The organism is Pseudarthrobacter sp. Y6, assembly GCF_050156205.1.
GTDB lineage: Bacteria > Actinomycetota > Actinomycetes > Actinomycetales > Micrococcaceae > Arthrobacter.
In genome coordinates this window covers 1,523,463-1,545,189 of record NZ_CP189574.1, presented here as the reverse complement: position 1 = coordinate 1,545,189, position 21,727 = coordinate 1,523,463, and the positions used below count along the sequence as shown (strand labels likewise).

Annotated in this window: 23 protein-coding genes and 1 pseudogene; 12 read left to right on the top strand and 12 right to left on the bottom strand. The window is 64.3% G+C overall.

Annotated features, from left to right (window positions below):
* Nucleotides 1–41 precede the first annotated feature (41 nt).
* From ACQCSW_RS07405 to ACQCSW_RS07390, 4 genes and pseudogenes are all read left to right on the top strand, one after another.
* Nucleotides 42–1,325 carry a magnesium transporter MgtE N-terminal domain-containing protein gene (locus ACQCSW_RS07405; RefSeq protein ID WP_111908491.1) on the top strand — a complete coding sequence of 428 codons (1,284 nt, stop codon included), beginning with the start codon at nucleotides 42–44 and terminating at the stop codon, nucleotides 1,323–1,325.
* Nucleotides 1,318–2,058, top strand: a complete 741-nt coding sequence (locus ACQCSW_RS07400) for a DUF1003 domain-containing protein (protein WP_426990162.1) — start codon at nucleotides 1,318–1,320, stop codon at nucleotides 2,056–2,058. Before ACQCSW_RS07405 ends, ACQCSW_RS07400 begins: the two co-directional genes overlap by 8 nt.
* A gap of 11 nt (nucleotides 2,059–2,069) precedes the next feature.
* A complete protein-coding gene (locus ACQCSW_RS07395; protein WP_426990161.1) occupies nucleotides 2,070–3,197 on the top strand; it encodes an Mrp/NBP35 family ATP-binding protein in 1,128 nt (375 codons plus the stop codon).
* 135 nt (nucleotides 3,198–3,332) lie between these two features.
* A pseudogene (locus tag ACQCSW_RS07390) lies at nucleotides 3,333–4,176 on the top strand (IS5 family transposase).
* Here ACQCSW_RS07390 and ACQCSW_RS07385 read toward each other — a convergent pair.
* From ACQCSW_RS07385 to sigE, 3 genes are all read right to left on the bottom strand, one after another.
* The gene (locus ACQCSW_RS07385; RefSeq protein ID WP_111908488.1) at nucleotides 4,173–4,583 is read right to left on the bottom strand and encodes a Sec-independent protein translocase TatB; all 411 of its coding nucleotides are present in this window, start codon (nucleotides 4,581–4,583) and stop codon (nucleotides 4,173–4,175) included. The pseudogene ACQCSW_RS07390 and the gene ACQCSW_RS07385 sit on opposite strands and share 4 nt — an antisense overlap.
* Nucleotides 4,584–4,652: 69 nt before the next feature.
* Entirely contained in the window at nucleotides 4,653–5,522 is an 870-nt protein-coding gene (locus ACQCSW_RS07380; protein WP_426990160.1) for an anti-sigma factor, read from the bottom strand.
* An 8-nt stretch (nucleotides 5,523–5,530) separates the two neighbouring features.
* Entirely contained in the window at nucleotides 5,531–6,148 is a 618-nt protein-coding gene (sigE, locus tag ACQCSW_RS07375) for an RNA polymerase sigma factor SigE (protein ID WP_426990159.1), read from the bottom strand.
* Nucleotides 6,149–6,375: 227 nt separating this feature from the next.
* Here sigE and ACQCSW_RS07370 point away from each other — a divergent pair, with 227 nt between their 5' ends.
* The gene (locus ACQCSW_RS07370) at nucleotides 6,376–7,008 is read left to right on the top strand and encodes an O-methyltransferase (RefSeq protein ID WP_111908485.1); all 633 of its coding nucleotides are present in this window, start codon (nucleotides 6,376–6,378) and stop codon (nucleotides 7,006–7,008) included.
* A gap of 83 nt (nucleotides 7,009–7,091) precedes the next feature.
* On the opposite strand, the gene ACQCSW_RS07365 is transcribed toward ACQCSW_RS07370, so the two are convergent.
* The 4 genes from ACQCSW_RS07365 to ACQCSW_RS07350 form a co-directional block, all read right to left on the bottom strand.
* The gene (locus ACQCSW_RS07365) at nucleotides 7,092–7,259 is read right to left on the bottom strand and encodes a DUF3117 domain-containing protein (RefSeq protein ID WP_009357720.1); all 168 of its coding nucleotides are present in this window, start codon (nucleotides 7,257–7,259) and stop codon (nucleotides 7,092–7,094) included.
* 235 nt (nucleotides 7,260–7,494) lie between these two features.
* Complete coding sequence (locus ACQCSW_RS07360; protein WP_426990158.1) at nucleotides 7,495–8,742, bottom strand: hypothetical protein; 1,248 nt, start codon at nucleotides 8,740–8,742, stop codon at nucleotides 7,495–7,497.
* Complete coding sequence (locus tag ACQCSW_RS07355; RefSeq protein WP_426990157.1) at nucleotides 8,739–9,137, bottom strand: DivIVA domain-containing protein; 399 nt, start codon at nucleotides 9,135–9,137, stop codon at nucleotides 8,739–8,741. Before ACQCSW_RS07355 ends, ACQCSW_RS07360 begins: the two co-directional genes overlap by 4 nt.
* 23 nt (nucleotides 9,138–9,160) lie before the next feature.
* Complete coding sequence (locus ACQCSW_RS07350) at nucleotides 9,161–9,943, bottom strand: TIGR00730 family Rossman fold protein (RefSeq protein ID WP_354252397.1); 783 nt, start codon at nucleotides 9,941–9,943, stop codon at nucleotides 9,161–9,163.
* Between the two features lie 116 nt (nucleotides 9,944–10,059).
* Here ACQCSW_RS07350 and ACQCSW_RS07345 point away from each other — a divergent pair, with 116 nt between their 5' ends.
* The 4 genes from ACQCSW_RS07345 to ACQCSW_RS07330 all read left to right on the top strand — a co-directional run bounded on the left by ACQCSW_RS07345 (nucleotide 10,060) and on the right by ACQCSW_RS07330 (nucleotide 13,399).
* A complete protein-coding gene (locus ACQCSW_RS07345; RefSeq protein ID WP_426990156.1) occupies nucleotides 10,060–10,815 on the top strand; it encodes an amino acid ABC transporter ATP-binding protein in 756 nt (251 codons plus the stop codon).
* 72 nt (nucleotides 10,816–10,887) lie between these two features.
* Nucleotides 10,888–11,775, top strand: coding sequence for a glutamate ABC transporter substrate-binding protein (locus ACQCSW_RS07340; protein WP_426990155.1), 888 nt, complete (start codon nucleotides 10,888–10,890; stop codon nucleotides 11,773–11,775).
* A 95-nt stretch (nucleotides 11,776–11,870) separates the two neighbouring features.
* Complete coding sequence (locus ACQCSW_RS07335) at nucleotides 11,871–12,521, top strand: amino acid ABC transporter permease (RefSeq protein WP_354252400.1); 651 nt, start codon at nucleotides 11,871–11,873, stop codon at nucleotides 12,519–12,521.
* Complete coding sequence (locus tag ACQCSW_RS07330; protein ID WP_426990154.1) at nucleotides 12,518–13,399, top strand: amino acid ABC transporter permease; 882 nt, start codon at nucleotides 12,518–12,520, stop codon at nucleotides 13,397–13,399. Before ACQCSW_RS07335 ends, ACQCSW_RS07330 begins: the two co-directional genes overlap by 4 nt.
* Before the next feature lie 63 nt (nucleotides 13,400–13,462).
* Here ACQCSW_RS07330 and dapE read toward each other — a convergent pair whose 3' ends face one another.
* On the bottom strand, nucleotides 13,463–14,599 hold the full coding sequence (dapE, locus tag ACQCSW_RS07325; protein WP_426990153.1) for a succinyl-diaminopimelate desuccinylase: 1,137 nt from the start codon (nucleotides 14,597–14,599) through the stop codon (nucleotides 13,463–13,465).
* Nucleotides 14,600–14,649: 50 nt separating this feature from the next.
* Between dapE and dapD the strand changes: the two genes are divergently transcribed.
* Together dapD and ACQCSW_RS07315 are read left to right on the top strand one after the other, a co-directional pair.
* On the top strand, nucleotides 14,650–15,702 hold the full coding sequence (gene dapD, locus ACQCSW_RS07320; RefSeq protein WP_426990152.1) for a 2,3,4,5-tetrahydropyridine-2,6-dicarboxylate N-succinyltransferase: 1,053 nt from the start codon (nucleotides 14,650–14,652) through the stop codon (nucleotides 15,700–15,702).
* 7 nt (nucleotides 15,703–15,709) lie between these two features.
* Nucleotides 15,710–16,567 carry a hypothetical protein gene (locus ACQCSW_RS07315; RefSeq protein ID WP_426990151.1) on the top strand — a complete coding sequence of 286 codons (858 nt, stop codon included), beginning with the start codon at nucleotides 15,710–15,712 and terminating at the stop codon, nucleotides 16,565–16,567.
* Between the two features lie 10 nt (nucleotides 16,568–16,577).
* On the opposite strand, the gene ACQCSW_RS07310 is transcribed toward ACQCSW_RS07315, so the two are convergent.
* Together ACQCSW_RS07310 and ACQCSW_RS07305 are read right to left on the bottom strand one after the other, a co-directional pair.
* Nucleotides 16,578–17,189: a hypothetical protein gene (locus ACQCSW_RS07310; RefSeq protein WP_426990150.1), complete on the bottom strand. Its 612-nt coding sequence runs from the start codon at nucleotides 17,187–17,189 to the stop codon at nucleotides 16,578–16,580.
* A gap of 94 nt (nucleotides 17,190–17,283) precedes the next feature.
* Entirely contained in the window at nucleotides 17,284–17,895 is a 612-nt protein-coding gene (locus ACQCSW_RS07305; protein WP_426990149.1) for a TetR/AcrR family transcriptional regulator, read from the bottom strand.
* A 64-nt stretch (nucleotides 17,896–17,959) separates the two neighbouring features.
* Between ACQCSW_RS07305 and galE the strand changes: the two genes are divergently transcribed.
* Nucleotides 17,960–18,973 carry a UDP-glucose 4-epimerase GalE gene (galE, locus tag ACQCSW_RS07300; RefSeq protein WP_426990148.1) on the top strand — a complete coding sequence of 338 codons (1,014 nt, stop codon included), beginning with the start codon at nucleotides 17,960–17,962 and terminating at the stop codon, nucleotides 18,971–18,973.
* 83 nt (nucleotides 18,974–19,056) lie between these two features.
* Here the strand turns inward: galE and ACQCSW_RS07295 are convergent, their stop codons facing one another.
* On the bottom strand, nucleotides 19,057–20,340 hold the full coding sequence (locus tag ACQCSW_RS07295; protein WP_354252406.1) for a citrate synthase: 1,284 nt from the start codon (nucleotides 20,338–20,340) through the stop codon (nucleotides 19,057–19,059).
* 231 nt (nucleotides 20,341–20,571) lie between these two features.
* Nucleotides 20,572–21,720, bottom strand: a complete 1,149-nt coding sequence (dapC, locus tag ACQCSW_RS07290) for a succinyldiaminopimelate transaminase (RefSeq protein WP_426990146.1) — start codon at nucleotides 21,718–21,720, stop codon at nucleotides 20,572–20,574.
* Nucleotides 21,721–21,727: the final 7 nt, after the last annotated feature.

Sequence of the window (21,727 nt, the reverse complement as noted above, 5' to 3'; positions counted from 1 at the left end):
TAAATTCAGCTAAAAGAGAGCAGACTCGGTAGCCTGTAGACGTGAGCACAAATCTTTCGCGCGTCTTCGTGGCACGTCTGCTGGGTCTTGACGTCTTCGACCCGTTGGGCGACCGCCTGGGCAGGCTGCGCGACGTGGTGGTGCTCTCGCGCGGCAGCCGCGGTGCCCCGCACGTGGTGGGTATCGTCGTCGAAGTTCCCGGCAAAAAGCGGGTCTTTGTGCCGATGACACGTATTACCTCCATCGACCAGACACAGATCATCTGCACGGGCCTGGTCAACCTCCGGCGCTTTGAGCAGCGCGGCGCGGAGACGCTGGTGGTCGCGGAAATGTTCGACCGCCGCGTCACTCTCCGGGACGGCAGCGGCGACGCCACGATCGAGGACATCGCCATGGACCAGCATCGGTCCCGCGACTGGTTCGTGAGCAAGCTGTTTGTCCGCCGTGGCCACTCCCTGTCCCCGCTCAGCCGGCTGCGCCGGAACGAGACCATGATCATCGACTGGGCCGATGCCCTCCAGGGTGCCCGCACTGAACCTCAGGCAGCCACCCAGTTCGTGGCCAACCACGAGGACCTCAAACCCGCAGACTTCGCCGAGGCGCTGCAGGAAATGAGCGACAAGCGCAGGTTCGAAGTGGCCAGCGAACTCCAGGATGAAAGGTTGGCTGACGTCCTGCAGGAGCTGCCCGAGGACGATCAGGTGGAAATCCTGTCCGCCCTTGACGTCCAGCGCGCAGCCGACGTCCTGGAGGAGATGGATCCGGACGACGCCGCCGACCTCCTCGGCGAACTGCCGACAGCCCAGGCGGAACAACTGCTCCAGCTCATGGAACCCGAAGGCGCCGAGGACGTCAGGCGGCTCCTCGAATACGACGAGGATACCGCCGGTGGCCTGATGACGCCTGTTCCGGTGATCCTGCCCCCGGAGGCAACTGTCGCCGAGGCACTGGCCCACGTCCGCCGTGAGGAACTCTCCCCCGCCCTCGCCTCGTCCATCTTCATCACCCGGCCTCCGTTGGAAACCCCCACTGGACGCTTCCTGGGTGTGGTCCACATCCAGCAGCTGCTGCGGTTCCCGCCCTTCGAGCCCCTGGGCAATCTTGTGGACAAGAACCTTGAGCCGTTGTCCGACCAGGCCCACATCAGCGAAGTAGCCCGCACCCTGGCGACGTACAACCTGAACTCCCTTCCGGTGGTCAACGACGCCGGCCGGCTTGTAGGGGCGGTGACTGTTGATGACGTTTTGGATCATCTGTTACCGGATGACTGGCGCGCCTATGATGGCGAAGCCCCGATAAGAAAACTGGGAGGCCGCATTGGCTGACACCGGCGCCCCCAAGAATCCCAATAAGAAGGCCGCGGCCAAGGGCGGACTCGACACACCCCTGAGCGGCCGCCAGCGCATCCTGCCCAAGTTCTCGCCTGATCCGGACGCGTTCGGCCACGCCACGGAAGGCTTCGCCCGGTTTATGGGCACGCCGCAGTTCCTGGTCTACATGACGGTCTTCGTTGTTATCTGGCTGGTCTGGAACACGTGGGCACCGGGGGAATGGCAGTTCGATTCGCGCCTCCTGGGCTATACCCTCCTGACGCTGATGCTTTCGCTGCAGGCCTCGTACGCGGCCCCGCTGCTGCTGCTTGCCCAGAACCGGCAGGATGACCGCGACCGGGTTTCGCTCCAGCAGGACAGGCAGCGCGCCGAACGCAACCTCTCCGACACCGAGTACCTCACCCGGGAGCTGGCTTCGCTGAGGATCGCGCTGCGCGAGGTTGCCACCCGCGACTACGTCCGGGCCGAGCTGCGCACACTCCTCGAGGACATGCTGGAGGCGCAGGAGGAACTGCGGACCCACGATCACGCCGGTGCCGGCAGCCATGAGTCACCGCGCGAGAAGATCAAGGACAGGCTCAAGGAAAAGCGCGATAAGCAGCGGAATCCCCGCACGCAGCAGCTTCCGAAGCTCAAGCCCGGCCACGCCGCCAAGGACCAGGCCGCGAAGGAGTCATCCGTTCAGGACCCGGCCGTCCCAAAGCACAACCCCACCACCGAAAGCTGAGCCCTGCCCGCATGAGCGACCCCCTGGAGCAGGCAGTCCACGCTGCACTGGCAACCGTGATCGATCCTGAGCTCCGCCGTCCCATCACGGAACTGGGCATGGTGGAGTCCGTGGACATCTCTGCGGACGGCCAAGTCAGGCTGGCCGTCCTGCTGACCATCGCGGGCTGCCCCCTGCGCGGGACCATTACTGCCGACTCCGAAAAGGCGCTGTCCGCAGTTCCGGGTGTGACCGCCGTCGAGGTTGAACTGAAAGTGATGAACCAGGCACAGCGCGATGCGCTGAAGGAACAGCTCCGCGGCGCCTCCGGCCAACGCGGGATTCCGTTCAACGAGCCGGGGTCGCTGACCAAGGTGTTTGCGGTGGCCAGCGGAAAGGGTGGCGTGGGCAAGTCATCGCTGACGGTCAACCTGGCCTGCGCCCTGGCCGCCAAAGGGCTCCGTGTGGGCATCGTGGACGCCGACGTCCATGGCTTCTCGGTTCCGGCCCTGATGGGCATAACGCAGGCACCCACCCGAGTGGACGACATGATCCTGCCGCCGGTGGCCTACGGCGTGAAAGTGATTTCCATCGGCATGTTCGTCGCCGGAAACCAGCCGGTTGCCTGGCGCGGGCCGATGCTCCACCGGGCCCTGGAACAGTTCCTTACCGACGTCTACTTCGGCGACCTCGACGTCCTTTTCCTCGACCTGCCGCCCGGCACCGGTGACATCGCGATTTCGGTGGCCCAGTTGCTGCCGAAGGCCGAGATCCTGGTGGTCACCACGCCGCAGGCAGCAGCCGCCGACGTCGCCGAGCGCGCCGGCGCAATCGCCACTCAAACGGGACAGACGGTGGCAGGCGTCATCGAGAACATGTCATACCTGGAAATGCCCGACGGCGGCAGGATGGAGCTGTTTGGAAGCGGCGGCGGGGCGGTCCTCGCCGAAAGGCTCACAACTACGGTGGGCACCGAGGTGCCACTCTTGGGACAGATCCCGCTGGACATCCTGCTGCGGGAAGGCGGCGATACCGGCGCGCCTATAGTGCTTGGCCGGCCAGAGACACCGGCGGCCATTGCCCTGACCGAAATCGCCGGAAAACTAGCCGCCAGGCCAAGAGGCCTGACGGGGATGAAGCTGGGCCTGCAACCCCGCTGACATCATTGCCCACCAGGGGCGACGTGGCCTAGGGCGTGTCTCCTAATGCTGGGGGTGGCTTGTTGGCAAAATTGAGTGGTGAGTTCGCGTTATGCCTTGTTGTCCGATGCCCAGTGGGAGTTCATTGCCCCGTTGATGCCTGATTCCTCGGGGAAACCGGGGCGGCCGTTCAATGACCACCGGTTGATGACAGAGGGCATCATTTACCGCTACCGGGCAGGTATTCCATGGCGGGATCTCCCTTCCCATTTCGGGTCGTGGAAGACCGTATGGAAGCACCACCGCCGCAACAGCGCCAGCGGGATCTGGGACAGGGTACTGGCTGCGTTGTTGACCCGTGCCGACGCGCAAGGGCTGATCAACTGGGAGGTGTCAGTGGACTCCACGGTGAACCGTGCCCACCAGCACGGCACGAACCTTCCCCGCCACACAGGGGGACCTCTCGAATTACAGGAATCTGCTTGATGAGCCGGATGATCATGCCATCGGACGCTCCCGCGGCGGCCTGACAACCAAGATCCATGCCCTGGTTGACGGCAACATGCGCCCCTTGGTCCTGCTCCTGGGGCCCGGTCAGGGCGGGGACTCGCCCATGTTTGAAAACCTCATGGATGCCCTGAAAGTCGAACGGGAAGGTCCCGGACGGCCCCGCGGCCGCCCGGACCGGGCCATGGCTGACAAAGCCTACTCATCCAAAGCGATCCGGAGCTACCTGCGCGGGCGGGGCATTGAATGCGTCATCCCAGAAAAGGAAGACCAGAAAGCCAACCGGAAACGCAAGGGCTCCTCCGGCGGCCGGCCCGTCACCTACGACAAGGACGCTTACAAGCGCCGCAATGTCGTCGAACGCAGTTTCAACACCCTCAAGCAATGGCGCTCCCTGGCCACCCGCTACGACAAACTGGCCCTCACCTACCGCTCAGCGGCCGTTCTGCACACCGTCATCATCTGGAGCGCACTATTAGGAGACACGCCCTAGGTTGCTTCTGTATCGAACGGGGCGGGTTCGCCCGGAGGCAGTGACTGGACCACTCGTTCCGGACGGGAGGGAGCTGTCCCGCCTGCGGCAATGGCCCCGGCACCGGCGACGGCAGCTACCGCGGCTGGCGCGCCGGGACTGACGGGTTTGGCGTCGTCGTCCAGGAGGGCTTCCTTGATGATGCGCCGCGGATCATATTGGCGGGGATCGTATTTCTTCCAGTCGACATCGTCGATGTCAATACCGACTTCTTCCTTGATCTGCTCCCGCGCACCGGAGGCCATCCGGCGGACTTCCTTCACGAGATTCGCAAGTTTCTGGGTGTATTCGGGCAGACGCTGAGGACCGATCACCAGGATGCCGATGATCAGCAGGAGGAAGAACTCCGGGCCGTTGATTCCAAACACTTTAGGAAGATTACCCTCTCCGGAGCCCCGCTGACGATTCCTGCCCACCAGCGTCGCAAAGTGCCTGCATCACGGAGCCAGCATCTCCCCGAGTTTGCGGATTCCCCGCTCCAACCGGGCCGCGGGAGAGTCGTCCGCTGCGGTCACCGGCGAGGCGTCAGGCGCCGTGCTGACACCCGCGTTAATTCCTTCAACGGCGAGGACGCTGAGCCGCTTCAGCACTGGAACGGCGTCATCAGCCTGCTCCGCCGGGAGGTCGGACTCAACCGTGAAAATGCCTCCCGTCGTCTCAACGGTGGCCGTCCAGGGCGCCAGGTTGCTGACCAGCAGCTTCCCCTCGTTCTGACCGTTGTTCTGGGCGGAGTTCCGCTCGGCGTCCGCGGGATGTTGTTCCACGATGGTGGCATAGTGCCGCCCATCGGACAGGTGCATTTCCACCGCCGGCCGCCCATTGAGTGTTATGGCATTGGCGCTCCGGACGTGGAAGCCGAGTGACTCCAGTTCCGGACAGACCCAGCCTTCAGAGCGAAGGGCCAATAGCTGCGGGGCACTGAGCTCCCTGCCGTCGGCTGGCAGCTGGGCCGTATGCTGCACCAGGCTCCCATTAATGGCTGTTTGGGCGACGGGCAGGCTGTCCCCCGCCAGCGCGAACGCGCTGACAGCAAGAATTCCAGCGGCTGCGGCTGTCCCGCCGGCGGCGAATACCAGGACTCTCGCCGCCCGGTACGAGCTCGGCGCCGGCTCCGCCGCGGCCGCGAGCAACTGGGTCCTGACCAGTAGCCGGGCCGTCAGGTCCTCGCTGGCAGGCGGCACGGCCGCGTCACGGAGCCGCTCGATGTACTGGCGTTCACGCTTCAGCGCCGCTGCACATTCTGCGCAGGTCTGCACGTGGTCGGCGCCGCGGTGATGCCGGCGGCCGAAGGGGTTCTGGGGCGTCATGGTGCCGATCAGAGGATGCTGGCGATGCGTGGCAGCGAAAGCTTCGGCTTTCGTTCTTGCTGTGGCCGGGGGTCGCGGTGGGCCAGCTTTTCGCGCAGCATGGTCCGGCCCCGGTGGATACGGGAACGGACGGTACCCAGTTTGACGCCGAGTGCAGCGGCCACTTCGTCGTAGGACAGGCCTTCCAGGTCGCAAAGCACGACGGCGGCGCGGAAGTCCGGGGGCAGCTCCTCCAAGGCAGCCTGGACATCGAGGTCCAGGTTGTTCAGCTCGAAGCTCTGTTCCGGTCCGGGCTCCCGCCCGGGAATCCGGGATTCGGCGTCATCGGCCAGCGCGTCAAACCGGATGCGGGTTTTCCGGCGCGCCTGGTCAAGGAACAGGTTGGTGGTGATGCGGTGCAGCCAGCCGTCGAGTGTCCCTGGCTTGAAATTCTCCAGTGACCGGAAGACGCGGACAAACACCTCCTGGGTGAGGTCCTCGGCGTCGAACTTGTTCCCGGTCAGACGGTAAGCCAGCCGGTAGACCTTGGCGGAGTGGTTGGCCACCACTTCCTCCCAGGTCGGCCTGACCCACACAGCGGCGGAAACTTGCGTTGCAGGGACAGGCGCCACACCTGATGCTGACATCGTCCACTCCCATCGTGGATTGCTATCGCCCGGATACTGTTGACATCTCTGGTTCGGCGCCGATCACCTCACGGATGAGCGGATATCCATCATTTCAAAGTTGGCTGGGAATTTCCTGACCGGGGCGGTTCTTCAGCCAGAGGCGCAACGATTCCCTTCCGCGGCTGGCACCCCCGCACACAGTAGGCTGTACAAAACACTCCACTGCCGCCCAGAAAGCGAATCACATGAGCGCCGACAAATCCACGAGCTGGTCCTATGCAGAAGATCTGCCCGCAGAGGATGAGGTCATGCTTCGTGCCAGGGAGCGCTCCTTCGAACTGGGCGTGACGCCCATCGGCGCAGGCGTTGGTGCGGTCCTGACGGTGTTGGCTGCGGGTTCGAAGGCCCAGACCGCCGTCGAAATCGGGACAGGCGCAGGCGTCTCGGGGGTCTGCATCCTGCGGGGGCTTGGACCGCAGGCCGTGCTGACCACCATCGACGTGGACGTGGAACATCTGAAGGCGGCACGTGAAGCGTTTTCGGAGGCTGGCAGTCCGGCCAACCGCACCCGTACTATTTCCGGCCGCGCCGGCGATGTCCTGCCGCGCCTGACCGACTCCGCTTATGACCTGGTGTTTGTCGACGCCGACAAGCCCGGCCTGCCCGGCTACGTGGAACAGTCCGTCCGGCTCCTGAAGGCCGGCGGGCTGCTCATCATCAATGACGCGCTGGACAAGGACCGCGTGGCCAACCCGGCCGTCCGGGAGGCCAACACTGTTGTGCTCCGCCAGGTGGGCAGGGCAATCCGCGACGACGACCGCCTGGCGTCCGCGATGCTTCCCACCGGTGACGGACTGCTGGTCGCGGTTAAGAAGTAAATCCGCAAGAAATAAGCCAGGGTCCGCAGCCGGTTGGCTGCGGACCCTGGCCCTGCGGGATTATTCGGCAACGCCGAACAGGATTATTCAGTCACGCCGACGAGGCATTCCTTAAGGTTGGCCGCCTCCGCAGCGTTCAGTTCCACCACAAGCCGTCCGCCGCCTTCGAGCGGTACGCGCATGATCAGGCTGCGGCCCTCTTTGGTGACTTCCATAGGGCCGTCGCCGGTGCGTGGTTTCATAGCCGCCATGAGGAATTTCCCCTCCATTTAGTCCCAGGACATATCAGCCCGGATGGGCTGTGTCCGCATGGTCAAATCAAGCCGCTATGGCGGCCCGTCCTGATGCCGCCATGGCTGAACATTTCTGAATGCTTTTTGTCCCTGCTTGCTTACTATTATCCCGTAATGACCCGCACGTAGCTAATCGATGGACATTTACGGCCGCGTCGGATTCCCCAATCCGCTGGCCAGGCGCCGCCCGCGATCATGGCGGATAATCGCCGCCGCCCGGAAGCTGCGCCCATGCCCACAGCCAGACGATCCACACGATCTGGAGCAGGACGAACATGGTCAGGACTGTGCCGCGGTAGGCCTTGGACCGGGACAGCAGCGCGGCAGACAGGGCCAACGGAAACAGCGGGAGCAGCATCCGGAAAGTACTGGTCTGGGGGTGGAGGAACAGCAGGAGGTAACCCATATAGCAGGCGCACCACAGGCGCATTTCCACACCAAGCCGGACCACCGGCGGGGAGAAAAGCAGGAGCACAAAAAGGCCTGCAAAGACGAAAGGCGCCACGATCCCCAGGACGGGACCAAAGAGGTCGACGCCGGTGTCGAACCAGGGTTTGAAGGGCACCAGGTCGTGGCCGCGCCACACTGTTTCGGTTTTGGTGTACGCCTCGATGTCCCCGGTGGCGGCCCAGGCCGTTGCCGGCCACAGCAGGGCCGAGGCGCCGCACACAAGCGTAAGGCCCGCGAGGGAGGCCAGCTCCCCCAGGCTGTGGGTGCCCGGCCGCTCCTCGCGCCCCCGTTCCACGAGCCGCCAAAGAAAGAGAAGTCCCACCATGGCGGCAAAGGGAACGCCCATGGGGCGGGAAAGGCACAGCAGCAGTACCGCCGGCATGGCCCGGACATAATGACGCCTGATGACGAGCAGCAGCGCGGCAGCCAGCAGGAAAATGGTCAGGGGCTCCGCATACGGGACCTGGAGAATAGCGGACACCGGAAAGGTCGCGAAGAAGGCGACCCCCCAAAGCGCCGCAACGTGCGAAGCCTTGTGTCTGAACAGGCCGTACACAGCCAGCGCCGCCCCCAACCCCGAAAGCATGGCGATAACCGTCAGCGCCGCGGCAGGGGTGATTCCGGTCAGGCCTGCGAGCGCACGGCCCAGGGCCGGGAAGAGCGGGTAGAACGCCCACGCATTTTCCTGCACGTTGCCGGCGGCGTCCGTTGGAAGAGATGCGGGATAGCCGTCAGTGATGATCCGGCCGTACCATCGCGCATCCCAGATATTGATGAAGTTCCAGTACTCGGGGACGGCCGGAAACCATGGGTTGGGCCCTTGGTGCAGGGCGGCTGCCATGAAGATGCATGCGCTGACCAGCCGGGCAGCGGCATAGAGGACGGCAACCTGCAGCCACCATGGCCAGCGTTGGACCGCGCCCGCGGCGCGGGCGCCGAATGCGGTGATCAACGCCGTCGGGCCCGTCCGGTCCCCCGTGTCAGTGCTCAAACGCCGGCCTCCGGGCGCGCCGCCCGTTCAACTTCCAGCAGCCGTGCCCGGAGTCTGCCCATTTCTTCGTCTTTGGCGGCGATCTGGTCCCGCAGTTCGTCGAGGACCTGGTCCACCTGGTCCATCCGATACCCACGCAGGCCGAGGGAAAAACGAACACGGTCGACGTCGGCCGGTGCAGCGTCCGCGGGCAACAGCACCGGCGGAAGGTTTGCCGGCGGCTGCCCGAACCCCGGGTAGAGAATCGAATTCTCCGGGACCTCGGCGCCGGCGGCAGGTTCGCTGCCCCGACGGAGGCTGCGCAGGATGCCGCGGCGGCCACCGGCGCCCGCCCACAGGGTGGCGGCGATCAGCACGATGGCGAGGTAAACCAGGAAAAAACTCACAGCACCCATCGTGCCAGATATGGGCCGGAGGGCTATTCGGGCCGTTGCTCGCCGTTGGTGGGAACCGGGGCTGTCCCGTGGAGCACGAGGTCCACCGCTTCGGCGGGATCGTCCACCACCTGGATGAGGTCCAGGTCCTTTTCGGAGACCATTCCTTCGGCCACGAGGGTGCCCCTGATCCATTCGATCATCGGCCCCCAGAAGTCGACGCCGAGGAGCACGATCGGGAACGAGGTCACCTTCCGGGTCTGGACCAGGACCATGGCTTCGAAAAGTTCATCCAGTGTGCCCAGCCCGCCGGGAAGAACGATGAAACCCTGGGCATATTTGACGAACATGGTCTTGCGCGCGAAGAAGTAGCGGAAGTTGATGCCGAGGTCCACCCACTGGTTCAGGCCCTGTTCAAAGGGCAATTCAATCCCCAGGCCCACGGAGACGCCGTTGCCTTCCACGGTGCCGCGGTTGGCGGCCTCCATGGAACCCGGACCGCCGCCAGTGATGACGGCCACACCGGCGGCTGCCAGCTTCCGGCCTACTTCCATGCCCATTTCGTAGTACTGGCTCCCAGGCTTGGTGCGCGCCGAGCCGAAAACACTGACGGCAGGCCCCAGATCGGCAAGCGCGCCGAACCCCTCGACAAACTCGCTCTGGATCCGGAGGACACGCCAAGGGTCTGAATGGACGAACTGTCCGGCGCCCTTGGTATCGAGCAGATGCTGGTCGGACATTTCCACAGCCGCCTGCTTGCGGCGGAGTTCAAGGGGCCCCTTACGGCGCGGCTGGGAGGTTTTGGCCGGATCTGCGTTGATGCTCATCCCCCAAGGCTAATGCCAAGTCCAGCGTGCCCGCCGCAGGTATCTCTTGAATCACGATCCGCGGGAACTTGGCATGATTCGCCTCATAACCAGCCAATGTTCGCTAGATTCTTCTTATGACTACTCCTGTGCCCGGCGATGCGCTCGTCTCCCTGAATGGTGTGAATAAGCATTACGGTCAGTTGCACGTTTTGAAGGACATCAATCTCCACGTCCGTAAGGGCGAAGTGGTGGTGGTCATTGGCCCGTCAGGCTCAGGGAAGTCCACGTTGTGCCGTGCCATCAACCGTCTGGAAACCATCGAAGGCGGCACCATCAGCATTGATGGAAAGGTGTTGCCGGAGGAGGGGAAGGAGCTGGCTAAGCTCCGCGCCGACGTCGGCATGGTCTTTCAGTCGTTCAACCTCTTCGCTCACAAGACCATCCTTGAGAACGTGAGCCTTGGTCCCATCAAAGTCAAAGGCGTTGCCAAGGCCCAGGCCGACAAGGAAGCCATGGCATTGCTTGAGCGCGTGGGTGTGGGTCACCAGGCCCCCAAACTCCCGGCGCAGCTCTCCGGCGGCCAGCAGCAGCGCGTGGCCATCGCCCGCGCCCTGGCCATGAAGCCAAAGGTCATGCTCTTTGATGAGCCCACCTCTGCGCTGGACCCCGAGATGATCAACGAGGTCCTCGACGTCATGATCCAACTGGCCAAGGAAGGCATGACCATGGTTGTGGTCACGCACGAAATGGGCTTCGCCCGGAAGGCCGCCGACCGCGTGGTGTTCATGGCTGATGGCCAGATCGTGGAGGATGCCAAGCCGGAAGAATTCTTCACCAATCCGAAGAGTGACCGTGCGAAGGACTTCCTGTCCAAGCTGCTCACCCACTGATTTTCCATCACGAGCACACACTCCAGTTCGCACCTAGGCCGTGACCCACGGCCGACCAATGAAAGGAATGTCATGAAGGCATTTATGACCCGCCGGAAGTCGTTCTTCGTGGCGGCTACTGCTGCCCTGGCGTTGTCCCTGAGCGCGTGTGGCGGCACCACTCCCGGCACCACCGGCGATCCCACTGTTGCCGCCAAGCCGACGTTTGCCGCCGGCACCACCATGGAGAAGCTGGCCACTGCCGGAACCATCAAGATCGGCACCAAATACGATCAGCCGCTCTTCGGCCAGGTGGGCCTGGACGGCAAGCCGGTGGGCTTCGACGTCGAGATGGGCAAGCTGATCGCAGCCAAGCTGGGCATCGCTGCGGACAAGATCGAATGGTCCGAAACTGTCTCAGCCAACCGCGAACCCTTCATTGAGCAGGGCAAGGTGGACCTTGTCATTGCCACCTACACCATCAATGACAAGCGCAAGCAGGTTGTCAGCTTCGCGGGCCCGTACTACGAGGCTGGCCAGGCGCTGATGGTGAACAAGGACAACACGTCCATCACCAAGCCTGAAGACGTCGCAGGCAAGAAGGTCTGCTCCGTCACTGGTTCAACGCCTGCCGCGACGATCGTGGACAAGTACAAGGCCGTGCTCGTTCCGGCAGCCACTTACTCCGCTTGCCTTGAGCCGCTGCGCAACAAGCAGGTCGAAGCGATCACCACCGACAACGTGATCCTGGCCGGCTTTGTGGACAAGGAACCGGACGCCTTCAAGCTGGCCTCGGATAAAACCTTCACCAAAGAGCCCTACGGCATTGGCCTGAAGAAGGACGACACCGAGTTCCGTAACTGGATCAACGACCAGCTCGAGTCGTTCGGCAAGGACGGGTCCTACAAGAAGGCCTGGGAAGCAACTGCAGGTTCGGTCATCAAGACCGCCCCTGAAGTTCCTGCCATCAACCGCTACTAGGTAGCAACGGCGGCTTCCGGGGAAATCGTTGAAACGTGTTCCCCGGAAGCCGCCAGCCTGCTTTTTGACCCCCCACGCCAGAGCCGAAGGATCCTATGGAAGTCATCATTGAAAACCTCCCCCTTTATTGGGAAGGCCTTCTCCGCACCCTTTTCCTATCCGTCGTCTCCGGGATCATCGCCCTTATCCTCGGAACACTCCTGGCAGCAGCCCGCGTTTCCCCCGTTGCGGCCCTCCGGGGATTCAGCACCGTCTACGTGGAAATTCTCCGGAACACTCCACTGACCATTGCCTTCTTTTTCGCGGCGATCGTCCTGCCCCGCCTCGGCGTGACCTTCCAGCAGTTCGAGGTCGCTGCGATCATCGCCCTCAGCGCCTACACAGCGGCCTTCATCGCTGAAGCTGTCCGCTCAGGCGTTAACAGTGTCCCGCTCGGCCAAGCCGAGGCCGCCCGCAGTATCGGCATGAATTTCGGCCAGGTGCTTTCCCTCATCATCCTGCCGCAGGCGCTTCGGACGGTGATCCCGCCGCTGATCAACATCCTGATCGCCCTCGTCAAAAACTCCTCCGTCGCCGGCGCGTTCTTTGTCCTGGAACTGTTCGGCTACGGCCGCCAAATGGCCAACGCCAACGGTGACCAGGTCATGGCAGTTCTGCTGGGCGTAGCGTTCTTCTATCTGCTCCTCACCATTCCGCTGGGCGTCCTTGCCAGCACGGTGGAACGAAAGGTGGCGATTGCCCGATGACTTCGGTCCTCTACGACGTTCCCGGCCCCAAAGCGCGCCGGGTCTCGCTGATCGGTTCCGTGGTTGGAACCGTGCTGATCCTGGGCCTCCTGGCATGGATCGTCATGACTCTCGCCCAGCAGGGCATTTTTGAAGGTCGCCGCTGGGCTATCTTCACCCGAGGCGACGTCTGGATGCTGCTCGGCAACGGCATCGGCGCCACGCTCAGCGCCGCCGCCCTCGCCGCAGTCATCGCGTTCCCCCTCGGCCTGATGTTCTGCCTGCTACGCATCTCGCTGGTCGCCTGGATCCGGATTCCCATCCGCGTGGTCCTGGAATTCCTGCGCGGCATGCCGGTTGTCCTGATGATGCTCTTCGTCCTGCTGGTATTCGGGACGAGTTCCTTCGTCGCGGTGGTGACGGGGCTTGTCCTGTACAACCTTGCGATCTTCGCGGAGATCATCCGTGCCGGCATCCAATCACTGCCTAAGGGCCAGCGGGAGGCGGGCCTGACCATCGGCCTGACCAGCTTCCAGTCCCGGATGCTCATCGAACTGCCGCAGGCAGTCCGCCGCATGATGCCATCGCTGGTTGCCCAACTGGTGGTGCTCCTGAAGGACACCTCCCTGGGCTACATCGTGGCCTACGGCGAGCTCCTGCGGGCAGTGCAGGTCATGGCGGACTTCCTGGGTAACGCGTTCCTGTTCCCCATCTTCTTTGTCGCCGCCGCCATCTACATTGCGATCAACATCTGCGTCTCCCGCATCGCAATCTGGATCGAGCGCCGCGGTTCCAAGAAGGCCGCGGGCGGAGTTGCTCCGCCCGCACTGCAAACGGGACTCGCAATGGGGGCCGGCAACGATCCCGTTGCCAAAGATACGCTGCCCGGAGCCAAGTAGCCCCACACCACCGCCAAACGAAAAGGTCCGCAACGCGTTGCGGACCTTTTCGGTTTCCGGCGTTCAGGCGGCGAGCCAGCTCCGCAGGACCCGCAGGCATTCGCGGATGGCGGCCGCGTCCACGTGTTCTTCGTCCTTGTGCGCCAGCAGCGGGTCCCCGGGGCCGAAGTTCACCGCAGGGATCCCCAGCTCACTAAAGCGTGCGACGTCGGTCCAGCCGTATTTCGGTTTCGGCTCCGCTCCGACGGCGGCCACGAAGGACGCGGCGGCAGGGTGATTCAGTCCCGGGCGCGCACCAGCGGCAGCGTCGGTACGGACCACAGCGAAGCCCGCCAAAAGTTCGCGCACATGCGCCTCCGCCTGGTCCGGCGTCTTGTCCGGGGCGAAGCGGTAGTTGATTTCCACGACGCAGCGGTCCGGGATGACGTTGCCGGCTGTGCCGCCGTGGATCTTCACCGCATTCAGGCTCTCGCGGTAGTCCAGGCCATCCACGTTGATGGTCCGCGGCTCGTAGTCCGCAAGCCGGGCCAGGATGGGTGCCGCCGCGTGGATGGCGTTGCTGCCCATCCATGCACGGGCGGAGTGCGCTGCCTCGCCCACCGTGGTGGCCTCAAAACGGCTGGTGCCGTTGCAGCCGCCCTCGACGGTGCCATGTGTCGGCTCCAGGAGGATGGCAAAATCGCCGCCCAGGAGGCTGCCGTGGTTCCGGACCAGACGGCCCAGACCACTCTTGACCGCTTCCACTTCCTCGTGGTCGTAGAACACGAAGGTGACGTCCCGCTCGGGCGCCGCGCCGCCGTCGAACATTGTGGCCGCCAGCGCGAGCTGCACGGCGACGCCGCCTTTCATGTCAGTGGCTCCGCGCCCGTAAAGCACGCCTTCCCCCGGGACACCTGATTCCCAGGTGGCCGGGACGGTTCCGCGTGCTCCCTCGGTGACCGGCAACGGCACCGTGTCCAGGTGTCCGGCGAGGATGACTCGTTCCGCCCTGCCCAGTTCCGTGCGGGCGATGATGGAATCACCATCGCGGACCACCTGGAGCTCGGGGATGGCCCGCAGCGCGGCCTCGACGGCGTCAGCGAGCTCAGTCTCGTTTCCGGACACACTGTTGATGTCCATCAGGGCGGCGGTCAGCACGGAGACGTCCTGACGGAGGTCCAAAGGCACGGTGATCGATTCAGGGGCGGTTTCGGCAGTCACGTTGCCAGTCTAGTTCGAACGCGATGCCCGCCTCTCGCTAGACTGAGGCCATGACTGAGACCGCTACCTCCGCCGCGCCCGAGAACCAGAACGTAAATTCCGAAGCCCGCTCCGCCTACGGCTTCGGCTTGGCAACCATCGCCACTGCCAGCGGCAAGGAAAACGGCGAGGAAAATGCCGAAGCCACAGTCCTTGACGTCTGGTTCCCTGCGCCCGCCCTGGGCGTTGCGGCCGATAACCTGCGCGCCGTGGAAAATGCGGACGATTCCTTGGTCCAGCTCGCCGAAAGCGGCACCGACGCTGACCGCGGGACCGAGCAGAAGGTGGTCTTCGTACAGATCAACCTTGATGAAGCTCCGGCCGACACCGCCGACGCTTACCTCCGGCTGCACCTGCTCTCCCACCGGCTGGTCCGGCCCAACACCATCAACCTGGATGGCATCTTTGGCAAGCTCCCCAACGTGGTGTGGACCAACTTCGGCCCCGCCGCCGTGGAAGGCTTCGAGCTGACCCGCGCCAAGCTTCGCCGCCGTGGCGCCGTCACCGTCTACGGGGTCGACAAGTTCCCCCGCATGGTGGACTACGTGGTGCCCTCCGGTGTCCGGATCGCCGACGCCGACCGCGTCCGTCTCGGCGCCCACCTCGCCGAAGGCACCACCGTGATGCACGAAGGCTTTGTGAACTTCAACGCCGGCACCCTGGGCGCTTCCATGGTGGAAGGCCGTATCTCGGCCGGCGTCGTCGCCGGCGACGGCAGCGACGTGGGAGGCGGCGCGTCGATCATGGGCACCCTCTCCGGAGGCGGCAAGGAAAAGATCGTCATCGGTGAGCGCGTCCTGCTGGGGGCCAACTCCGGCGTCGGCATCAGCGTCGGCGATGACTCCGTGGTGGAGGCAGGCCTCTACGTCACCGCTGGAACCCGCGTGCTCGTTCCCGGGCCCAAGGACGAGAATGGCGAGGACACCGCAAAAATCGTAAAGGCAGCCGAGCTGTCCGGTGTCTCCAACCTCCTGTTCCGGCGTAACTCCACCACCGGCGCCGTAGAGGCGTTGCCGCGCAAGGGCCAGACTGTGGAACTCAACGACGCCCTCCACGCCAACTAACCCGTCCGTGGCCCGTGGACGCAGTTTCGTTCGCCCCACCGTGCTGCTGCTTACCCTGGCGCTGGCGGGCGCCGGCATCTACACAGTGGTCTCCTTCCTGCAGCGCTCCGAAACCCTGGTCTCGGAGCGCTGCACGGCCGACGCGGGGACCCAGAGCGTGGAGCTTGCAACGGACCAGGCGGTTAATGCCTCACTGATTACAGCCGTGGCGGTGCAGCGTGGGCTGCCTCCCCGGGCAGCCAGCATCGCCCTCGCCACCGCCATGCAGGAATCCAAGTTGCGCAACATCGCCCATGGCGACCAGGCCGGCCCTGACTCCCGCGGACTGTTCCAGCAACGTCCCTCGCAGGGGTGGGGAACCGAGGCCCAGGTCATGGACCCGTACTACGCTGCCAATGCTTTCTACGATGCCCTGGTCAAGATTCCCGGCTATGAGTCCTTGGAGATCACCGACGCCGCCCAGCGTGTCCAGGGCTCGGCCTACCCCCTCGCCTACGCACAACACGAAGATATGGGCCGCTCCTTCGCGTCCGGCCTGACCGGCCAGACGCCCGCCTCTGTTCTGTGCACTTTGCGCGCCCCGCAGGAGCCGGGCGTCCCCGCCGCCGTCGAGTCCGAGCTCGCCCAGGCGTACGGGCCGCTCGCAATCACCACGGAGAATGAATCCCTCGTGGTGGAAGCTGACGGCACTAAGGCGTGGTCAGTGGCGCAGTGGGCAGTTGCCAACGCCAAAGGCCTGGCGGTGACACGCGTGGATGTTGCCGGCCGGAGCTGGGACCGTGAGGATCAGGGCGGCTGGCAGGAATCCGACGCGCCAGCCGGCCAGGTCCGCATTACACTGGCACCGGCCGGCACCGGCAGCTGACCGCGCAACCTCAGACCAGGATGTCCACTACCGGCTGGACGTAGCTGCGGAAGAGCTCCGGCGCGGACATGAGGTTATGGCTCATGATGATCTTGTCCGGTTCCAGGTACCACGCCCGCTGTTCGTTCAGCGGCAGTTCGATGATGGTGAGGGTGAAGTCCCGTGACCCCCGGCCCACCTCCAGCAGGCGGTCATCCACCAAGTCGCCCAATAGCTGGTCCGAGCCGCTGGCCACCCGTTCGGCTTCCAGCCTGACGTACTCACTGCGGCGCTCCCGTGCCCAGGTCAGGGCTGACCCGAAATGCGCCTGCAGGACACGCTGGAGGGCAGGGGAGTTTCCGAATTCCCCAAAATCCGGAGGGGACAGCTCCGGTGATGTCTGGGGGTGCGCCTTCAGCAGCTGCTCCCACCAGGCTTCCCATTCGGTCTTGAGCGCGCTCTGCCCGCCGACGTCGGCGGTGAGGTGCGAGTGGTCGGCATGGTGGATCTTCGGCGCAGCATGCGACAACGCAGGGTGGCCGGCGCCGTCGAGTCCTGCCGCATCACGGACAAAGAGCGCGATCATCAGAGGCCCGGACGTATCCGTGGTGATCTGCCAGCCGGAACCACCTGTGTGATGCATCCCTACTCCTCCTGTGGCGTGCCTGTACCGGCCTGACCAGCCGGTTCCGCTCCCCCGGCTCCCAGTCTATTCCCGATGCCACAAGACGGTAGTGTCAGGCGGCCAGGCTCCTCAGGTGCCGGTCCAGGACGTCATGGCACATCTGCGCCGTCATCCAGGCGGGCTGTAGCAGGGCGTGCATGCACAGCCCGTCCAGCGTAGCCAGCAGCCTCTCGGCCTCGACCGCCAGCGACTGCTGCCCGTCGCCGTCGTCCGTTACCAGGGCCGTGATTACCTGCCCGACGACGGCGGCCACCTCCCGGTGGCTCCGATCGGCCTCAGCTACGAGGAAGGGACGGATCCTGGCCGCGTTCTTAAAGGCCATCCACACACAGACGTCCACGGCTCGTTCCTCGTCGAGCGGCAGAAATTCACTCAACAGGGTTAAAACCGCCTCACGATGCGGGCTGGTCCCGGGTTCGCCGGCGGCCATCGCCGGCAATGCCGCGGTGAGCCGGCCCGTGATCCGGTCCACAACGGCGGCAAAGGAATGGCTGAGCAGTTCTTCACTGCCGGCAAAGTAGTGCCGAACGGAGCCCACGGCGAGGCCTGCTTCATCGGCCACCTCCCGCAGTGACGCCCGCTCGAGGCCGTCGACGGCGATGATCCTGAAGACCGCTTCGACGATCTCTGCGCGCCGGGCTTCGGCATCAACAATTTTGGGCACCCTTATTATTTAGCACACCTGTGCTGAAATCCACGCATCCACGGAAATGGGATAGCGTGGGGGCATGAAAATTCTGGTCACAGGTGGCACCGGGTACATCGGTTCGCACACAGTCTTGTCCCTGCAGGAAGCCGGCCACGACGTGGTGGTGATCGATAACTTGGTGAACTCCAGCGAGGAGTCACTGCGCCGGGTAGCCGAACTCACCGGCAAGACCGCGGAATTCCACAACGTGGACCTGGTGGACGAAGCCGCCGTGGAAGGTGTCTTTGCCGCCCACACGATCGACGCCGTGATCCACTTTGCCGGGCTCAAGGCCGTGGGTGAGTCGGTCCGCGAACCGCTCAAGTACTACTACAACAACCTCGTGGGCACGCTGAACCTGATCCGCGTTATGGACCGCCACGACGTCCGCTCCATCGTCTTCAGCTCGTCCGCCACCGTGTACGGCGAGCACAATCCCATCCCTTACGTGGAAAAGATGGAGATCGGCGCCAACAACCCGTACGGCCGCACCAAGGAACAGATCGAGGACATCCTCGCCGATCTGGGCGCCGCTGACAGCCGTTGGCACATTGCACTGCTGCGCTACTTCAACCCGGTGGGCGCACACCCGTCAGGCCGCATTGGCGAGGACCCCCAGGGCATCCCCAACAATCTGGTGCCCTTCATCGCCCAGGTGGCCGTGGGACGCCGCGACAAGCTCATGGTGTTCGGCGGCGACTACGACACCCCTGACGGCACCTGCCTACGGGACTACATCCACGTGGTGGACCTCGCCGAAGGCCACGTCGCAGCCCTGAACCACGTCGCGGACCGCTCAGGCGTCTACCGCTGGAACCTTGGCTCCGGGAAGGGGTCCTCGGTCCTGGAGGTCCTGCGGTCCTTCGAGAAGGCCGTGGGGCAGCCCATCCCCTACGAGGTCACCGGACGCCGCGCGGGCGACCTCCCGGCATTCTGGGCCGACGCCACCTCCGCCCTGGCCGACCTGAGCTGGTCCACCACCAAGACCGTGGACCAGATGTGCGAGGACCACTGGCGCTGGCAGAAGAACAACCCCCTCGGCTACACCGCTTAAACAGCAACGCGGGGTCACTTACGGCCCGTCCCGAAGCTCGGGATGGGCCGTAAGTGACCCCGCGTTGTTCTGTAGCGGAGTTCTTAGCGGACCGGGTAATCGCGCTCCGGCTCGCCGATGTATAGCTGGCGCGGGCGGCCGATCTTGGTGTTCGGGTCGCTGATCATTTCACGCCACTGGGCGATCCAGCCCGGCAGGCGGCCGATGGCGAACAGCACGGTGAACATCTTCTCCGGGAAGCCCATGGCCTTGTAGATCAGGCCGGTGTAGAAGTCCACGTTCGGGTAGAGCTTGCGCTGGATGAAGTAGTCATCGTTCAGCGCCTTCTCTTCCAGGCGCATGGCGATCTCGAGCAATTCGTCGTTGCCGCCGAGCTTGCTGAGGATCTCGTGGGCCGTGGCCTTGACGATCTTGGCGCGCGGATCGTAGTTCTTGTAGACGCGGTGTCCGAAGCCCATGAGGCGGACGCCGTCTTCCTTGTTCTTGACCTTCTCCATGTAGTCCTCGGGCTTGGTGCCGTCGGCCTGGATCTGGCGGAGCATCTTCAGCACCGCCTCGTTGGCGCCGCCGTGGGCAGGGCCGAAGAGAGCGTTGATGCCGGCTGACACCGAGGCAAAGAGGTTGGCGTTGGAGGAGCCCACCAGGCGCACGGTAGAGGTGGAACAGTTCTGCTCGTGGTCGGCGTGCAGGATCAGGAGGAGATCCAGCGCCTTGGCGATAACCGGGTCCACTTCGTACTGCTCGGCGGGAAGGCCGAAGCTCAGGCGCAGGAAGTTCTCCACAAGGTTGTGGGAGTTGTCCGGGTACAGCATGGGCTGGCCGATGCTCTTCTTCAGGGCGTAGGCGGCGATGACCGGCATCTTGGCCAGCAGCCGGTACGTGGACACCTCGACCTGCTCGGCGTTGAACGGGTCCAGCGAGTCCTGGTAGAACGTGGACAGCGCCGACACGGCCGAGGACAGCACGGGCATCGGGTGGGCGTCACGCGGGAAGCCGCTGAAGAAGCCCTTGAGCTCCTCGTGCAGCAGGGTGTGGTGACGGATGCGCTGGTCGAAGGCTTCCAGCTCGGTGGGGCTGGGCAGGTTGCCGTAGATCAGCAGGTACGAAACCTCGAGGAAGCTGGAGTGCTGCGCCAGCTGCTCGATGGGGTACCCGCGGTAACGCAGGATGCCCGCATCGCCGTCGATATAGGTGATAGCGGAGGCGGTTGCTGCGGTGTTCATGAAGCCGGGGTCAAAGGTGACTGCGCCCGTCTGCTTGAGCAGCTTGGAAACGTCGTAGCCTTCGTTTCCTTCAACAACCTGGATGCGCGGGAGCTTGAGCTCGCCTCCTGCATGGTGCAGGGTTGCGCTGTTGGTCTCAGTCATGGAGTCCCCTTCATGAGGCGCCTTGGGCCTCTGTCGAAAGCTTGATCCAACATCAGGTGAGCCGTGGCACTGTCCCTGTTCATCCAGGAATCCAACACCCGGGCTGCCTTCTTGTAGAAAGCCACCATTGATAGTCACTTAAAAAGTACCCGCCCGATCGCGGGTGTCACTAATCGGTGGCGCTGGAAACCCCCATAAAATGACGGCTTTGTGGTGCGAGTCACATGATTGTTACGGCGTCGTGCCCAGTCTGGCCACTGCGGCATCGATCCGTTCGTCCGTGCCCGTCAATGCAACACGCACAAACCCGTTGCCGGCTTCGCCGTAAAAGACGCCCGGCCCCACCACGATGCCCCGCTCAGCCAGCCGCGCCACGGTGTCCCAGGTGCTCTCGCCGGCGGTGGACCAAAGGTACAATCCGGCGTCGGAATCCTTGATCTCCAGCCCAAAGCCCTGCAGTGCCGGCACCAGGCGGTCCCGGCGTCCGCGGTACAGGTCCTTCTGGGCCTGGACATGGGTGTCGTCGCCCAGCGCAACCCGCATTGCTTCCTGCACCGGGTAGGGGACGATCATGCCTGCATGCTTGCGGCTGTTGACGAGGTTGGCCATAATCGCAGGGTCGCCGGCCACAAACGCTGCACGGTAACCTGCGACGTTGGACTGCTTGCTCAGCGAGTACACGGCCAGGAGGCCCTCGTGGGACCCGCCGGAAACGCGCGGATCCAGGATGCTGGGCACGGGCTCCCCGCCGTGCTGTGCGTCCCAGGCGCCCCACCCGAGTTCGGCGTAGCACTCGTCCGACGCCACCACGGCGCCCATTTCGCGGGCCTGCGCCACAATGGTCTTGAGGGACTCAACGTCCCTGACGCTTCCGGTGGGGTTGCCCGGGGAGTTCACCCAGATCAGCCGCACGCGTGAGCGGGTGGCATCGTCCAGCTCGTCGAGGTGGTCGGTAGCGACAGAGGTGACGCCGGCGAACGTAGCGCCGATGTCATAGGTGGGGTAGGCAACCTTGGGACGGACGACGACGTCGCCCGTCTTCAGCCCGAGCAGGAGCGGCAGCCACGCCACCAGTTCCTTGGAGCCCACCGTAGGCATGATGTTCTTAGGGTCCAGGCCGTGGACGCCGCGGCGGCGCTCAAACCACGCCGCAATGGCTTCCCGCAACGGAACGGTACCGTGGACAGTCGGGTACCCGGGGGCATCCGCGGCGGCCCTGAGGGCATCCTGGATCAAGGAAGGAGTGGGGTCGACGGGCGTGCCGATCGACAGGTTTACGGCCCCGCCAGGGTGCTCGGAGGCTTTGGCCAGGTACGGCGTCATTGCCTCCCACGGGTAGTCGGGCAGGCTGAGGCCAAAGCTGTTCACGGCTGCGGTCAACGCGATG